The sequence below is a fragment of the Actinokineospora sp. HUAS TT18 genome, assembly GCF_051364635.1.
Classification (GTDB): domain Bacteria; phylum Actinomycetota; class Actinomycetes; order Mycobacteriales; family Pseudonocardiaceae; genus Actinokineospora.
In genome coordinates, this window is sequence record NZ_CP195645.1 from 4120617 (window position 1) to 4136177 (window position 15561).

13 protein-coding genes are annotated in these 15561 nt (G+C 69.5%); 4 read left to right on the forward strand and 9 right to left on the reverse strand.

Annotation, left to right across the window (positions count from 1 at the left end; genetic code table 11):
* Positions 1 to 63: 63 nt before the first annotated feature.
* Both ACSHT8_RS18430 and ACSHT8_RS18435 read left to right on the forward strand, forming a co-directional pair.
* On the forward strand, positions 64 to 2424 hold the full coding sequence (locus ACSHT8_RS18430; protein ID WP_436492079.1) for a hypothetical protein: 2361 nt from the start codon (positions 64 to 66) through the stop codon (positions 2422 to 2424).
* The gene (locus ACSHT8_RS18435; RefSeq protein ID WP_436492081.1) at positions 2424 to 3503 is read left to right on the forward strand and encodes a winged helix DNA-binding domain-containing protein; all 1080 of its coding nucleotides are present in this window, start codon (positions 2424 to 2426) and stop codon (positions 3501 to 3503) included. Before ACSHT8_RS18430 ends, ACSHT8_RS18435 begins: the two co-directional genes overlap by 1 nt.
* Here the strand turns inward: ACSHT8_RS18435 and ACSHT8_RS18440 are convergent.
* Both ACSHT8_RS18440 and ACSHT8_RS18445 read right to left on the reverse strand, forming a co-directional pair.
* Positions 3500 to 4789 carry a glutamate mutase L gene (locus tag ACSHT8_RS18440; RefSeq protein WP_436492082.1) on the reverse strand — a complete coding sequence of 430 codons (1290 nt, stop codon included), beginning with the start codon at positions 4787 to 4789 and terminating at the stop codon, positions 3500 to 3502. The genes ACSHT8_RS18435 and ACSHT8_RS18440 overlap by 4 nt on opposite strands.
* Positions 4790 to 4800: 11 nt before the next feature.
* Positions 4801 to 6321, reverse strand: a complete 1521-nt coding sequence (locus ACSHT8_RS18445) for an amino acid permease (protein ID WP_436492083.1) — start codon at positions 6319 to 6321, stop codon at positions 4801 to 4803.
* Positions 6322 to 6388: 67 nt separating this feature from the next.
* On the opposite strand from ACSHT8_RS18445, the gene ACSHT8_RS18450 reads away from it, so the two are divergent.
* Positions 6389 to 6907, forward strand: a complete 519-nt coding sequence (locus ACSHT8_RS18450; protein WP_436492084.1) for an NADPH-dependent FMN reductase — start codon at positions 6389 to 6391, stop codon at positions 6905 to 6907.
* 56 nt (positions 6908 to 6963) lie between these two features.
* On the opposite strand, the gene ACSHT8_RS18455 is transcribed toward ACSHT8_RS18450, so the two are convergent.
* The 6 genes from ACSHT8_RS18455 to ACSHT8_RS18480 all read right to left on the reverse strand — a co-directional run bounded on the left by ACSHT8_RS18455 (position 6964) and on the right by ACSHT8_RS18480 (position 12350).
* Positions 6964 to 7881 (reverse strand): cation diffusion facilitator family transporter, encoded by a 918-nt coding sequence (locus ACSHT8_RS18455; RefSeq protein ID WP_436492086.1) that lies wholly within the window; start codon positions 7879 to 7881, stop codon positions 6964 to 6966.
* Between the two features lie 56 nt (positions 7882 to 7937).
* On the reverse strand, positions 7938 to 9170 hold the full coding sequence (gene manA, locus ACSHT8_RS18460; RefSeq protein WP_436492087.1) for a mannose-6-phosphate isomerase, class I: 1233 nt from the start codon (positions 9168 to 9170) through the stop codon (positions 7938 to 7940).
* A 39-nt stretch (positions 9171 to 9209) separates the two neighbouring features.
* Entirely contained in the window at positions 9210 to 10304 is a 1095-nt protein-coding gene (locus tag ACSHT8_RS18465; RefSeq protein WP_436492088.1) for a hypothetical protein, read from the reverse strand.
* On the reverse strand, positions 10301 to 10510 hold the full coding sequence (locus ACSHT8_RS18470) for a Trm112 family protein (RefSeq protein WP_436492089.1): 210 nt from the start codon (positions 10508 to 10510) through the stop codon (positions 10301 to 10303). Before ACSHT8_RS18470 ends, ACSHT8_RS18465 begins: the two co-directional genes overlap by 4 nt.
* A gap of 66 nt (positions 10511 to 10576) precedes the next feature.
* Positions 10577 to 11923 (reverse strand): phosphomannomutase/phosphoglucomutase, encoded by a 1347-nt coding sequence (locus tag ACSHT8_RS18475; RefSeq protein WP_436492090.1) that lies wholly within the window; start codon positions 11921 to 11923, stop codon positions 10577 to 10579.
* Positions 11924 to 11993: 70 nt separating this feature from the next.
* Entirely contained in the window at positions 11994 to 12350 is a 357-nt protein-coding gene (locus ACSHT8_RS18480; protein ID WP_436492091.1) for a DUF3499 domain-containing protein, read from the reverse strand.
* Between the two features lie 120 nt (positions 12351 to 12470).
* Here ACSHT8_RS18480 and ACSHT8_RS18485 point away from each other — a divergent pair, with 120 nt between their 5' ends.
* Positions 12471 to 12932 (forward strand): metallopeptidase family protein, encoded by a 462-nt coding sequence (locus ACSHT8_RS18485; RefSeq protein WP_436492092.1) that lies wholly within the window; start codon positions 12471 to 12473, stop codon positions 12930 to 12932.
* A 322-nt stretch (positions 12933 to 13254) separates the two neighbouring features.
* Here the strand turns inward: ACSHT8_RS18485 and ACSHT8_RS18490 are convergent, their stop codons facing one another.
* On the reverse strand, positions 13255 to 15441 hold the full coding sequence (locus ACSHT8_RS18490) for a hypothetical protein (protein ID WP_436492093.1): 2187 nt from the start codon (positions 15439 to 15441) through the stop codon (positions 13255 to 13257).
* Positions 15442 to 15561 lie beyond the last annotated feature (120 nt).

The window sequence follows — 15561 nt, forward strand, 5'->3', positions numbered from 1 at the left end:
CCCTGTCGAACACTACCGTTGTCCAATGGGACGCGGATCGCCCAAAGAGGCGTGATCGGCCGGATGGCGCAACATGGGAGAGAAGTGCTGCTTACGGGCACGGAAACACGCGTTGTCGAGCTTCGGGTGCACGGGCTCATGGGCACCAGCGCGGAGTCGCTAGTGTCCGCCGTGTCGGCGGTCGACGTCGCGGGCGACGGCGTCGGACGCATCGTACGTCCAGCCGACCGCCTCCAGCGCCCCGCACCTGGCCCGGTCCTGCAGGCAGAGGGCAGATCCATCCCGCGCGTGGTCGAAGGGTACGTCTGGGGCGCGATGACCTCGGGCGGCTGGGCGAAGGCGACCTGGGCGCTGCTGTTCCCGTTCTCCCTGGCCAACGTGGCCCACTGGATGCTGCCGCCGATCCCCAGCGGCCACCGCCCGGCCCGACTGCTCGGCGGCGCGCTGCGGGCGCTGCTGAGGGTGGCCGCGGCGCTGTTGACGATGCTGCTGGTGGCACAGGCCACAGTGGTGAGTTTGGACCTGGTGGCCGCGCAGTGCCTCGCGCCGGGCACATCTTGTCTTACGTCGGTGCCCGACTGGCTGCGCGAGGTGTACCCGCTGCGCCAGGTCGCCGGGCTCGTCCCCGTCCTGCTCGCTGTGCTGATCCTGCACCGCGTGTCCGGGGTCGCTTGGGAGACCGAGGACTCCCCCAACCCGCCCGCCGCGCCACCCAACACCCGGGTCGAGCTGCCCGGCCGCAACCTCGTCGCCGACCCCGACACCCCGGCCCTGCGCACCCTGCACCTGGTCGCGGCGCTGGCCACGGTCGCGCTGCTGCCGCTGGGCGGGCCGTTCCGGGTGCCGAACGAGATCGCCGACCGCGTGCTGTGGTTCGGCGCCGTCGGCGTGCTCGGGCTGTGTCTGCTGGCGGTCCTGACCTTGGACGATCCGCGCGGCGCCGCGCCGGAGCGCGCGGGCAGGCTGCTGCGGGCCGCGCTCAACGGGCCGGTCCGCGCGGTGGCGCTGCTGCTCGGCGTGGCGCTCGTGTGCGGCGCGGGCGCGGTCACCGAACTGCCGTCGACCGGTCTCCCGGGCTCCGGCACCACCGTCGAGGCCGTCGCGGGCGCGCTGATCGGCGTCACGATCCTGCTCGGCTTTCTGCTCGTGCCCGCCGCCCTGGTCGCCCGACGATCCTGGTCCGGTCTGCCGCGCGGGCTGCGGCCGTGGGCGGGCGGCTGGATGTCGGCGCCGGTGCTGGCGGTGGCCGGGCTGCTCGGCGGCGGCTTCGGCGCCGGCCTGGCAATCTCGGTCGGCAAGCTCGTCGGGTCCGACGGCGTGCGCCTGCCCGACGGCTACGAGCGGGTGACGCTGCTGTGGGGCGCGGCCGCGGCGATCGGGCTGGTCGTGGCGCTGCCGGTGGTGGCGTGGGTGGCCGTCGGGTTCCTGCGCAGGCGCGGCAGGCGCGAGGTCGACCTGCTGCACCACGGCAGGCCCCGCGACCGCGGCAGCGCCGACCGCGCGTGGCACACCGCGGCGTGGCAGCGCCGCAACCTGCACCGGCTGCTCCTGACCGGCGCGGCCGTGCTGTCCGTCGGCGCCGGGGTGGCGGTGACCATGCGGATCGCCGGGATCGCGCCGCCGTTCTGGATGGAGCCGTTGTCCGCGGTGGGCATCCTCGCCCTCGGCCTGCTCGCCGCGGCGCTGCTGCGCGCGGTCTACACCGCGGCGAACAACCCGGCGAGCGGACGGCGGCTCGGCGTGGTCGCCGACCTGGCCTGCTTCTGGCCGCGCGAGGCCCACCCGACCGTGCCGCCCTGCTACGCGCTGAAGGTGGTCCCGGAGCTGGCCGCGCGCACGGTCGAGCACCTGCGCGACCCGGGCACGCGGGTCGTGCTGACCGGCCACAGCCAGGGCGGGCTCATCGTGGCCGTCACCGCGGCCCGGCTGCTGGAGTCGATCAACGAGCCTGAGCGGCAGCGCCTGGGGATCATGACCGTCGGCTCCCACCTGCAGTGGGCGTACGCGCGGGCGTTCCCCGCCGTCGTCCCGCACACCTCGCTCGCGCACCTCGCCGGGGAGCTCGGCACGCGCTGGCGCTCGCTGTGCCGGGGCACCGATCCGCTCGGCGGCGCGGTGACGACGTGGGGCAGGCAGGTGTGCGACGGCAAGCTCCTCGGCACCGGCTTCCGCCCCGACGGCACCATCGGCCCGCTTCCCGCCGCCCATGTCAGCCCGACGGGCGCGCTGGTCTTGGGCGGCGACCACTGGCTGCCCGACCCGATGCGCGGCCCGTTCCACGGCAGGCGCTGGGCGGCCGGGGTGCTCGGGCACCGCGACTACCCGGTCGACCCGGAGTGGGACCGCGCGGTGGCGATGGCGGCCGGACTCGACCCTGCCGACCCGGGTTCCGGACTGCCTTGGCCACGGGCAGGCAGAAGATAGTGTTCCGGCGCAGGCTCGCCCGCCACCATCTGACGACGCCGACCGACAGCCTGGTCACCGCCGCGTCGGACGTGTGCGGGATCCACGCCCAGGTGATGTCGGCCGCCGAGGTGTCACTCGGCCTGCGCGTCGCCGGGGCGACGCGGGTCGGCGTCCGCGCGGCGCTCGCGGCCGGGGACCTGGTCAAGACCTACGGGATGCGCGGCACCGTGCACCTGTTCCCAGCGGCCGAGGAAGCGCTGTGGATGGCCGCGCTCGACGGAGCGGTGCTTCGGCCGAACCTGCCGGGTCCGGCCCGGATGACCGACGCCGAGATCGACACGGTGATCACCGCCATCGGCGACGCGCTGACCGGGCGCGCGCTCACCATCGACGAACTCAGCGCCGAGGTGGTCGAGCGGGCGGGCCCGTGGGCGGGTGAGCTGACGCTGCCGGGATTCAACGGCTTCTGGCCGAAGTGGCGGTCGGTGATCCAGCTGGCGGCGTACCGCGGCGTGCTGCGGTTCGGGCCCGACCGCGGCCGCAAAGTCACGTATACCCGCCCTGAGCAGCGAGAACGGCCCGATCACGCGCTGATCGAGGTCTGCCTGCGATATCTGCGCGCGTATGGCCCGGTGACGCCGCAGAACTTCGCGCGCTGGGTCGGCATGGCCCCGGCGGAGGCGGTTCGGCTGTTCGCCGCGCTCGGCGACCGGGTCCGTCCAACCGGGGACGGGGTCGAACTGGACGAGCCCGCCGACGAGCCGCCGCCGTGCGGGGTCCGGCTGCTGCCCTACTTCGATTGCTACACAGTCGGTTCGCATCCGCGGGACCGCGTTTTCCCCGGCGTGGCCGCCGAACGGGCGCTGTCGCGCGGGCAGGCGGGGACGGTGCCGGTGCTGCTGGTCGACGGGGTGGTCGCGGGGATCTGGCACCAGAAGCGGTCGGGGACGCGGACCGCGGTGACGGTCGAGGCGTTCGGCCGGCTGACGAAGAAGCAGTCGGCGGAGGTCGAGGCGCAGGCAGCGCGGATCGGCGAGATCACCGAGGCCACGCCCACCCTGACGTTCGGCGGAGTCACCGCGGGCAAGCATCTTTAGAGGGACCGCTCCAGCAGCCGGTCGGCGACGTCGCCGTGCCCCGCGTCGGCCAGCAGGCCCGCCGGGGCGAGGACGTAGCTGCGGTCGACCACGACGCGGGCCGACTTCAGCACCGGGCGCAGGATCGGGTCGGCTCGCAGGGTCTCCTCGACCTGGACCAGCGCGGCGGGCGAGGCGTGGCGGAAGACGCCGCCGGAGAGGACGAGCAGACCGGCGCCTTTCGGGCCAAGGTTGCCCTCCACGAGCCTCAGGTGACGGCGCACGGCGAGGATCGCGGCGAACGACGCCAGCTTGATGTCCACTTCAGACTCATCGGCGGTCGTCGGGATGAAGTCGACGTCCTCGGCGCGGCGCTTCGCCGCCGCCGCAAGGTCTTCCGGGGCGGCGATGAGGCGTTCGGCGACGGCCTCGGCCACGATCCCTGGGGCGGACCACCGCATGCCGATGTCGCCTTCCACGGTCCGCCGGTCGGCGGGCAGCGCGACCGTCGTCGCCCGTTCGCCGTCCACAGTGGACACAGCGGAGTAGACGTCGGTCGTGGCGCCGCCGACGTCGACCACGAGCACCGCGCCTTCTTCCTCGTCACGCGCGAGGACGCCCGCCAGGCGGGAGACGCCGGTCAGGACCGCGTCCGGGGTGACCGTGCGGACCAGGTTGCGGAACCGGGGGCCGCGCGAGAGGCCCTTGCCGCCGATCACGTGACTGAGGAACACCGACCGGATCGCCGACCGGGCCGGGCCGGGCGCCAGTTCGCCGACGTCGGGCAGCACGTTGTCGGTGGCCACGACCTTGCGGCCCGCCAGCAGTCCCAGCGCCTCGTCGCGCGCCTCGATGTTGCCCGCGAGGACGATCGGGACGGCGACGCGGTTCGCGCCGAGCCTGCGGGCGTTGTGCAGCAGGACGCGCTGGTCGCCGCCGTCGGTGCCGCCGACCAGCAGAATCACGTCGGGGCGGTCGGCGCGCAGTTCGCGCAGGCCCGCGCCGTCGAGGTCGCCGCTGGAGACGTGGACGACCTTGGCGCCCGCCGACAGGGCCACCCGGTAGCCCGCTTCGGCGCTGACCAGCCGTTCCTGGCCGACCACCGCGAGCCGGAGTCCGCCGCCCGCCGACGAGCACGCGAGCACGTCGGCGTCAGTCGCGGCCAACGCCGTGGTGACCGCGGCGACGCCGTCGAGGACCTCCGGCGGGGTCGTCGCGTGCTGGGCGGTGCCCAGGAGCGTGCCGTCGGCGGCCACGAGGGCGCCCTTGGTCCAGGTCGATCCGACGTCCAAGCACAGCAGCGGCACGAGCGCGGATACTACTTGTCCGCGGTGATCTTCCGACCGAGCACGGAGTTGCGCCTGCCGTAGACGAAGTAGATGACCACGCCCAGCGCCATCCAGACGATGAACCGCAGCCAGGTCAGCACGGTCAGATTGAGCATCAGCCACAGGCACGCGCCGATCGCGAGCAGCGGGATCAGCGGCACCCACGGCACCCGGAACGCGCGCGGCAGGTCGGGCCGTGTCCGGCGCAGCACGATCACGCCTGCCGAGACCAGGATGAACGCGAACAGCGTGCCGACGTTGACCATCTCTTCGAGCTTGTCCGCCTCGAAGAAGGTGGCGGCGACCGCGACCAGTCCGGCCACGATCATCGTCGCGCGGGCCGGGGTGCCGCGGGTGCTCGTGCGGGCAAGGGAACGCGGCAGGAGGCCGTCGCGGGACATCGCGAAGATCACCCGGATCTGGCCGAGCATCAGCACCATGACCACGGTCGTCAGACCTGCGAGCGCGCCGATCGAGATCACCTGCGCGGCCCAGTCGACGTCGTTCAGCGCGAACGCGGTGGCCAGGGTCTTCTTGTCGGCGCTGCCGTCAGGCTTCGTTGTGGTGGCCAGTTCCTGGTAGTTGACCATCCCGACCAAGACCAGGGAGACCGCGACGTAGAGCACGGTCACGATGGCGAGCGAGCCGAGGATGCCGCGCGGGACGGACCGCTGCGGGTTCGCGGTCTCCTCGGCGGTGGTGGCGACGATGTCGAAGCCGATGAACGCGAAGAACACCAGCGACGCGGCCGCGAGCAGCCCGTAGGCGCCGAACGCGCTGGAGTCGGCGCCCGTGAGCACGGAGAACAACGACTGCTCGACGCCGGTACTGGCCTGATCGGCGTCCTTGGCGGCCGGGACGAACGGGGTGTAGTTCGCGGCCTTGATGAAGAAGAGGCCGAAGAAGATCACGAACAGCACGATCGCGACCTTGATCCCGGTGATCACCATGCTGACCCGCGACGAAAGCTTCGTGCCCACGGTCAGCAGCACGGCCAAGCCCGCGACCAGCACCAACGCGCCCCAGTCGATGGTGAGGCCACCGAGTTTGAAGACGGTCGCGGTGGTGGTCGCCGGGTCGAAGCCGAACAGGTAGCCGAGCACGGTGTTGAGGTAGACCGACCAGCCCTTGGACACCGCGGCCGAGCCGACCGCCAGCTCCAGCACCAGGTCCCAGCCGATGATCCACGCCATGAACTCGCCGAACGTGGCGTAGGAGAAGGTGTACGCGCTGCCCGCCACCGGGACGGTCGAGGCGAACTCGGCGTAGCAGAGCGCGGCCAGCGCACACGCGACCGCGGCGAAGACGAACGCCAGCGACACCGAAGGACCGGCCAGGTCACCGGCGGTGCGCGCGGTGAGGGTGAAGATGCCCGCGCCGATCACGACCGCGACACCGAACACCGTGAGGTCCCAGGTCGACAGCGTCCGGCGGAGTCTGGTGTCCGGATCGTCGGTGTCGGCGATCGATTGCTCGACGGATTTGGTGCGCCACAGTCCTGTCCCCGGCATTGATCGAGGCTAACCCGGCCGGGGTGGTCCCGCTGGACGATGATCGCCCGGCCGCTACGGTCAGCCCATGGGAATCCTCCTCGTCAGCGGCAGCCTCCGCGCGGGCTCGACGAACGCGGCGGTCCTGGCCACGGCGGCCGCCGTCGCGACCGTCCCGACGACCCACTACACCGGCCTCGCCGACCTCCCCCACTTCAACCCGGACGACGACACCGAACCCGTGCACCCTGCGGTGTCCGCGCTGCGAACCGCGCTGGGCGCGGCCGACGGGATCCTGTTCTGCACGCCCGAGTACGCGGGCGCGCTGCCGGGCTCGTTCAAGAACCTGCTCGACTGGTCGGTCGGCGGCGGGGAGACCTACGGGAAGCCCGTGGCGTGGATCAACTCGTCGGTGCGCGGCGCGGAGAAGGCCCACGAGTCACTGCGGACCGTTCTCGGCTACACGGGGTCGCTGATCGTCGAGGAGGCCGTGGTGTCGCTGCCGGTCAGCCACGGCGACGTCGGCCCGGACGGCCAGGTGCACGACCCAGCGGCCCGGACCACGATCGCCGCGGCCGTCGAAGCCCTCGCCAAGGCAACTCGGTAAGGCGTCAGACAACCGGCGTGCCCCGTACACGAGCCCTGCGGCTCGGGCAGCAGACCTCAGACAACGGGCGTGCGGTAGAGGTCCGGCTCCAGGTAGATCAGCCGCGCCGACGGGATCGACGCGCGGATGCGGGCCTCGGCCTGGTCGATGGCCTGGGCGACCTCTTCGAGGGGCAGCCCCGGCGCCAGCCCGACCTTCGCCGCGACCAGAAGTTCCTCCGGGCCGACGTACTGCGTCCGGATGTGGATGACGCGGTCGATCTTGCCGCCGACCAGCTCGGCCTCGATCGTGGCCAGTTCCGGCGCCGTGGCGCCTTCGCCGATCAGCAGCGACTTCATCTCGATGATCAGGATGATCGCGATGACGCCCAGCAGCACACCGATCGCGATGGTGCCGATGGCGTCCCAGACCGGGTCGCCGGTCAGCACGGTCATGCCGACGCCCATCAGGGCGAGGACCAGGCCGAACAGCGCGCCCGCGTCCTCCAGCAGCACGACCGGCAGTTCCGGGGTGCGCGACTGGCGGATGAAGCCCCACCACGAGGCGTCGCCCTTGATCTTGCGCGACTCGACGATCGCGGTGCGGAAGGAGTAGGTCTCCAGGCCGATCGCCACGACCAGGATGATGACCGCGACGATCGGCGAGGTCAGCTTCTCCGGGTGCGTCGCCTTGTGGATTCCCTCGTACAGCGCGAACGCCGAGCCGAGGGAGAACAGCATCAGCGCGACGATGAACGAGTAGAAGTACCGGTCGCGGCCGTAGCCGAACGGGTGGTCCTTCGTCGCGGCGCGCTGGGAGGTCTTCTGGCCGAGCAGGAGCAGGCCCTGGTTGGAGGTGTCGGCCACCGAGTGCACGGACTCGGCGAGCATCGACGACGACCCGGTGACCAGGAAGCCGGCGAACTTCGCCGCGGCGATTCCAGCGTTGGCAACCAGTGCGGCCAGGATCGCCTTGGTGCTACCCCCTGCGGACACAGCAGCTCCTCAAACTCAGTCCGGTATGTCTGGATTTCCGGGATGACGAGATGAGCCTAGAGCGTGTCGTGCAGCGGCGACTCGGCACCCACGGTGGCGAGGAACACCTGCGCGCCGTCCGAACCGGACGGACACACCGTGAGTGGGCCGTCGGTGGCCGACACCCAGATCGAACGGCCGCGGCCGACCTCCACCTTCGCCGACGTGCCCGCGACCGTCACCGAGCCCGCGGTGCACACCAGGATCTGCGGACGCGCCGACGGCAGCGGCACCGGTGCGGTGTCGCCCTCGGCCCACTCCACTCGGGACAGCTCGAACTCCGGGGCGGGCGTGCGGTAGACGAACCGCCTGCCGTCGGCGTCGCCGGAGGTGACCGGCATGTCGCCGCAGCCGAAGTCGAGCACGCGCAACAGCTCCGGCACGTCCACGTGCTTGGGCGTGAGCCCGCCGCGCAGGATGTTGTCGGAGTTGGCGAGGATCTCCACGCCGGTGCCGTGAAGGTAGGCGTGCAGGTTGCCCGCGGGCAGGTAGATCGCCTCACCCGGCTTCAGCACCAGCAGGTTGAGCAGCAGTGCGGCCAGCACACCCGCGTCGCCCGGGTAGCGCTCGCCCAGTTCGAGGACCGTGCGGCACTCGGGCAGGAACTCGCCGCGGTCCTTGATGTGGGCGACGCACGCGTCGAGCAGGTCGGGCAGCAGGGCCTCCAGCGAGGTCTGCGGCAGCGTGATCCAGGTGGTGAACAGCGCGCGCAGGCCGTCGGAGTCGGGCTGGTCGGCCAGCAGGTCGATGTACGGCGACAGCGCGGGCGTACGGACCGCGTCGAGCAACTGGACCGTGCGGTGCGGGTCGCGGAAGCCCGCGAGGGCGTAGAAGTCGGTGAGGGCGCAGATCAGCTCGGGCTTGGCCGTCGGGTCCGGGTAGTTGCGCTCGCCCGCGTCGCGCGCGATCCCCAGGGTCTCCTCGCGCTGGTAGCCCTCGGCGGCCTGCTCGGCCGACGGGTGGGCCTGCAGGCTCAGCGGCTCCTCGACGGCGAGGATCTTCAGCAGGAACGGCAGCCGGTTGCCCCAGCGGGCGGCGTTGTCGGCGCCCAGCTCCGCCTCCGGGTCGGCCTCGATGTGCTTGATCAGCGACTCGTCTGAGCCCGCGAGGTGCGACGGGTCGCCGGGGTGGGCGCCCATCCACAGCTCGGCCTCGGGGTGCGGCGCGGGCACCGGCTGGCCGAGCAGCTCGGCAATGGTCGTGCGCGACCCCCAGGCATACGGGCGCACCGCATTGCGCAACAGCTCCACTGCTAGTTCAACTCCTGTCGTTGTGCCCGAGACGGGCAGTCACGCCGTCGCGGGCGCGTAGCGGCCCGATCCGCCCGCGGTACCGGCCGCGAGCCCCAGGTAGAGCGCGGCCATCTCGAACCGGAGCGCCAGCACCGCGGCCAGGGTCGGCTCGTCGGCGGTGATCTCCTCGGCGATGGCGATGAGGTCGGCGCCGGGCAGGGTCGCCGCCGCGTGCGCCCGGTCGGGGTCGCCCGGCTTCGACCGGATCGCGAGCAGCAGAGCGCGCGGCGGGGCCATGGCGGCGCCGTCGAGGTCGTCGGGGTCGGCGAACAGGTCGCTGCCGGAGGTGGCGGCCACAGCCGCGCGGTGCAGCGCGGTGCGCGACATCGCCTGGGCGTAGCTGGCCACGTCGCAGACCGCGCCGGTGTGGGTGGCCAGCAGCTGCGCGGCGTGCCTGCCGACGGCGGAGGCCACGTAGTCCAGGCCCCAGAGCAGCGGCGTGCGGTCGGCCAGGCGCAGCGCGAGCGACTTCGCCGGGTTGACGAACGACTCGTGCTGCATGTGGTCGCGCTCGGCCTCGTTGTCGAGCTCGTCGGCCAGCGTGTCGGTGTCGACCTGGAGCAGGCCGAGGGTGCGCAGGGTCAGCAGGCCCGCGGTGAACGCCTTGGCGAAGCCGAAGCCAGGCGGCACCGCCAGCCGCGGCGCCAAATGCACGGCCTTGCCCGCGCCCGCCGCGGCGACCGGCCCCTCCTCGGGGGCGGTCAGCACGACGCCCGCGCCGAAGCGGCCGGCGCGCGCGATCGACTCGGCGAGGACCACGTCGCCCGCGTCGTCGGTGTGGGAGATGACCACGTCGAGCGGGCCGATCCAGCTGGGCACCATGTCGGCGACCACCAGCGGCACCGGGCACGACGGGGCGAGCAGGGCGGAGAGCAGGTGGCAGACGGCCGGGCCGAGGCCGGGCCTGGTCAGCAGCACGATGGCGCGCGGCTTGAGCCCTTCGAGGCGGTCGAGGCGGGCCTCGACGGCGGCCTCGGCGGTCGCGCGGACCTGGGCGCCCGCCAGCGCCGCGGCACGCAGCAGCCCGTCGGTGTCGACCTCGGCGAGCCGGACCGCGTCGTCCAGCAGGCTGTCGTCGGGCAGCGCGGTCATTGCGAGTCCGGCTGCTCGCCCGGGTTGGTCGCCTCGTCAAGCAAGAGGACGGGCACCCCGTCGTCCACCCGGAACTGCCGCCCGCACTCGGTGCAGGTCAGCGCGTCGGCGTTGGGGTCGGCGGGCGTGCCGACGACCAGGGGTGCGTGGTCGTCCGACGGGCACGCGAGGATGTCCAGCAACTGTGGGTCCAGATCGACTGCCATGGTCGTCCTCCTCGGGTCCAGTGTCCCAGGCTGAGGCGACCCCCGCCCGGGCAAGATCAGCGTTTCTCAGGCGCGGACGATGGCGAGAACCTCGTCGCGCAGCGCGGCGACCGCGGCGTCGTCGGCGGCCTCGATGTTGAGGCGCAGCAGCGGCTCGGTGTTGGACGCGCGCAGGTTGAACCAGGCGCCGTCGGGCAGCTGCACGGTCAGGCCGTCGAGTTCGTCGAGTTCCACGCCTTCGCGGCCGCCGAACTCGGCCTTGATCGCGGCCAGCCGGTCGGCCTGGTCGGCGACGGTGGAGTTGATCTCACCGGAGGCGGCGTAGCGGTTGTACTCGGTGGTCAGCGCCGAGAGCGGGCCGTCCTGCTCGCCGAGCGCGGCCAGCACGTGCAGCGCGGCCAGCATGCCCGTGTCGGCCTTCCAGAAGTCGCGGAAGTAGTAGTGCGCCGAGTGCTCGCCGCCGAAGATCGCGCCCGTCTTCGCCATCTCCTCCTTGATGAAGGAGTGGCCCACGCGCGTGCGGACCGGCTTGCCACCGTGCTCGGCGACGATCTCCGGGACGGCCTTGGAGGTGATCAGGTTGTGGATGACCGTGCCGCCGGGGTCCTTGGCCAGCTCGCGCACCGCGACGAGGGCGGTGACGGCGCTCGGGGACACGGGCTCGCCGCGCTCGTCGACGACGAAGCAGCGGTCGGCGTCGCCGTCGAAGGCCAGGCCGGCGTCTGCGCCGACCTCGCGCACCTTGGCCTGCAGGTCGACGATGTTCTTCGGGTCGAGCGGGTTGGCCTCGTGGTTGGGGAAGCTGCCGTCGAGCTCGAAGTACATCGGGATGATCTCGATGGGCAGGCCCGCGAACACGCTGGGCACGGTGTAGCCGCCCATGCCGTTGCCCGCGTCGACCACGATCTTGAGCGGGCGGCTGCCGGAGAGGTCGACCAGCTTGTTCAGGTGGGCGGCGTACTCGGCGAGGAGGTCCTTGGACTCGACGTTCCCGGTCTTGCCCGAGCCAGGGGTGTCGTTCTCGACATCGCGCTGGATGTCGGTGAGGCCGGAGTCCTGCCCGACCGGGGCGGCGCCCGCGCGGCAGAGCTTGATCCCGTTGTACTTGGCCGGGTTGTGGCTCGCGGTGAACATGGCGCCGGGCAGGTTCAGGCTCCCGGAGGCGAAGTAGAGCATGTCCGTGCTGGCGAGCCCGATGTTGACGACGTCGACACCCTCACCGGCGGCACCCTCGGCGAACGCGGCGGCCAGCCCCGGCGACGAGTCGCGCATGTCGTACCCGACGACGATCGTCGGCCCGCCGACCAGCCGGGCGAACCCGGCACCGATGGCGCGGACGAGGTCGGCGTCGATCTGCTCGCCGACGACACCGCGGATGTCGTACGCCTTGAAGACGCCGGACAGGTCACGCACGGGATGCTCCCAGGGGTTGGCTGTAGGGCTCTCGCGGCGAGCCTACCGGCGGAGAACCTCGGCGCCGCACTCAGTCGTTGACCGGGTCGGGCAGCACCCGCAGGTGCCCCCGGCGCGAGCCGAGCGACTGGTCGGGCTGCTCGATGGGCCGGTCGACCCGGCCCGCCTCGCGCACGGCCTCGGCCAGCGCGGTCAAGTCGTCGACGGAGGGCTCGGGAAGCGCGAACTCGCCGTCGTGGCGCACGACCTCCCACCCGCGCGGCACCGTCAGGCGCAGCGCGTGCTCCTCGCACAGGTCGTAGCTGTGCGGCTCGGAGTAGGTGGCGAGGGGACCGACGACCGCGGTCGAGTCGGCGTAGGCGTAGGTCAGCGTGGCGACGGCCGGGTTGAGACACCCGGTTCGCGAACACCGACGCACGCTCCGCACGATCGGTGACCATAGCGCCTCCGGCCGGTCCAACATCGCAGGAGTGCGCCCGACACGCCCACGTACCCCCGGTCCGATGCCGGTGGCACACCCATCCGGCGCAGCCGTACCCTGCTGATCGTGGTGACGGCTCGCAGCTCCCGGCGACGCGGACGACGCAACCGCGACCGACACGGCCGCGGCCTGCGCGGACCGCTCTTTCCCTCGACCCTCCCCGCGGCCAGCACCCGCGCGGAGAAGTTCGACGCACTCGTGCTGGACGCACTCGAACCCATCGAGGCCCGCTGGCGCACCGAGCTGACCAAGCTCGACGTCGCGGTGGACGACGTGCCGGAGGTCCCGGACGGCGCCACGCCGGACGGGGTGCTCGCGGATAGCGGCGTGCCGTTGGCACGGTTGGTGCAGGCGGGGGTGGACCGCCGCGGCCAGCCGACTCGCGCGCGGATCGTGCTGTACCGGCGGCCTCTGGAGGCACGGGCTAAGGATGGGGCCGATTTGGCGGGCCTGATCCATGACGTGCTGGTGGAGCAGGTCGCCACGTACCTGGGCCTGGACCCGGGCGTGGTCGAGGGCGAAGGCTGACCTCGACCTCGCGGACACAAGAATACTGCAACTCCAGCGTGGCCATGAACGCGTGGGATCGACCTGTGGGCTGCGAAGAGAGTGGGGGCACACCGCTCCCAGTCCAAGTTCCAGCCATATGAAGCGTGGACTCGGAGCACGGGAACGGCGTGCGTTATCCGCCGGTGGAACCTGGCCGTAGCGGCATCCCAGTTTCGAGTTCGTACAGCCATCCACTAACTGGCTCGCAACTGCTCGAAGAGATGCCTCGTAAGGCTAGACGCCATGAGCTAAGCGTGACACCAATCAACCGCGCACATAATCACGCTTTCGCCGGATTCGATCACATGGGTCGCGAGACCAACGAAAGCACCGACTCCGTTCGCAGCAAAGCATCCTGCAAACTGGATAATCCTTCCTGGAAATTCGAACCTGTCATATCCGTCCAACTGACGCCAAACGTTCGCAGCACATCTAGTTTTAGACGATACAAGGATGACTCCTTCTCAACAATGCCCAACTCGAGCAGCCCTTGCAACGTTGCAACCGCATGCTTATTTCCCCCCACAACCAACCGTTCCAATTGCTCACCGAATATGCTGGGCCGCCCCATCATAGATCCGCGAAATGAGGTCAGAATTCGACGAGCCCAGAATAGAATTTGGTACGCATCCATCGGGTCGACGTAAGCGCGTGATGACGGTACAAAGATGCACTCGCGCCACTGATGCCACGCGTCGGGCCAGTGTATCTTCAAACAGCCGGTAGGATACACCGATAGCCTCAAGTCCGCAGCATGGCTAGTCTTGTGCGCCACGATCAATACGCTTGAGTCGTCGCCCCCATTTGCGGTAAAGCGGGATCCGTCTATTTCAAGTTCCTTAGTAAGGCACAAAACATTGGGCCCGACTTCCACTTCCCCATGGGTAGCATTCAACACTAAAGCATGGTCAGTCACAAGTGCGAGATTCGCGATAGGGCTCGACAGCTCCAACACTCCCGTAGGGTCTTCGATATCGAATTCAATGACGAAATAACCCTGACCCGCTGTTTCCACGTCGGCCAAACTCAGCCGAGGTTGCTCCACCCCTTGACTGTGGTTGTACACCGCGTTTGCCGAGTCACTCCCTCCAGCAAAATGAGACTTCAACAGGGCATCGACGATCGACTCGGTCACTTGACCACGGATTTGCCCCTCCGGAGATTGCCTCGTAACGTCCTGAGTTAGCGCGTACACAAATCTCGCGAAGAACGGGCCTACCGGCGGCGCCAGAGACAGCAATTCTTCCCTGCGATATCCACAGATCGATACAGTCTCAGATGTCGCAATGAACGCACGAATGTAGTCGCTGAATACAACGTTACTGAATGTCTTGGCCGAAACGAACGGATGGTCAGGCACGAACGGCTCGATCAGCTTCTCATATACCCCCCGGTCTCCCGGTTTGAGAATTCCTGGCAATTCGAGGTCGATCGGCACTCCCGACACTTCTTTCAGCACGCGAAGCGATTGCTCCTCGCGCAAATACAGTAGCTTGGTCCCAGGTTCGTCGAGAGTAAGCGCATTTGCGAGCTGAGCTTGAACTTTCGCACTTTCGCGATCAAGAATTCCTTCTACTACCTGACGAAGAAGAACCCCTTGCGCAGTACGATCTCCAGCAGCCTGGATCTCCTCATGGCCTGAGTGGAGTGCCTCAGGGTTGTCGACAGCCAATTTCTCCGCCAGCACCATGAGTACAGGCGGATAGCCGAGGAAGTCCTGCACCATCGGCCAGTACTCACCTGGCGAATTCGGCTTTTCGACACCTAGCGCGACAGCAATTTCTGCGAATGTCTGGTCCCTGTACTTCCCAAACGGAATTGGATGTGATCGGTGCACGTGGTACTGACTGCCATCCGCTCGCTTCTTGCGATCGAGCGTAAGATTTATCAGGTCCGCGCCGAGCGTGTGGTATAGCGGCCGAATCGTCCAGTTCTCGACCGAAACGCCGTCACTCTTCAGGAAGTGGCTCGCGACCCCTGCAGCGTCGCGACGACCGAGAAGAATTATTCTGCAAGCGCGACTCGCGTTCGTCACCAACGATGCGACATTCCTTAGGAATGCCAAGAAGTTTTCTCGACCCGCCAGTAGTTGTGCTTCGTCTAAGCTATCCAACACGAGCGTGGAATTTCCGGCGCGGAGCCTATTTACGAACTCTGCCGCACGATCCCACCCAAGCACCCTTGTCAACAGTCCGACCAGACTGTCACTACCCACTTGAAGTTTGGCTAAGTCGACCAAAGGCGCCCCGCATTCTGCCGCGATTGCGCGCGCGGCTGCGGATTTTCCTCCGGCGCCAGGGGCCGTAATGACTATAACCTTTGGCTCGCCGATACTTCCGTCTACATCAACGTCCGGCCACACATAGGCATCACTCGGCGCGACCGGCAATTGGAAGCTTGAATCGTCATTTTCCAACCTCATGTTCTGATTGCCGATGCGTGTCGGAAGTTGTTCAGTCAGTCGTCTGAGTGATGAGATCTCCGCCATAGCTAGGGTATCTCTCAACGGAGCGGAGTCGTTACGCTGTGTGTCAGCCATCGGTGATGGCTCATCTGCCGATCTGTCCACCTAAGCCCGAACCAGAGCTGCCTCTCCCAGACGAACAGT

Excerpts from the sequence above, each read along its gene's own strand:
- ACSHT8_RS18470 (WP_436492089.1), bottom strand. The coding sequence starts at position 10,510 with ATGGCAGTCGATCTGGACCCACAGTTGCTGGACATCCTCGCGTGCCCG.
- ACSHT8_RS18430 (WP_436492079.1), top strand. The coding sequence starts at position 64 with ATGGCGCAACATGGGAGAGAAGTGCTGCTTACGGGCACGGAAACACGC.
- ACSHT8_RS18490 (WP_436492093.1), bottom strand. The coding sequence starts at position 15,441 with ATGGCGGAGATCTCATCACTCAGACGACTGACTGAACAACTTCCGACA.
- ACSHT8_RS18465 (WP_436492088.1), bottom strand. The coding sequence starts at position 10,304 with ATGACCGCGCTGCCCGACGACAGCCTGCTGGACGACGCGGTCCGGCTC.
- ACSHT8_RS18445 (WP_436492083.1), bottom strand. The coding sequence starts at position 6,321 with ATGCCGGGGACAGGACTGTGGCGCACCAAATCCGTCGAGCAATCGATC.
- ACSHT8_RS18450 (WP_436492084.1), top strand. The coding sequence starts at position 6,389 with ATGGGAATCCTCCTCGTCAGCGGCAGCCTCCGCGCGGGCTCGACGAAC.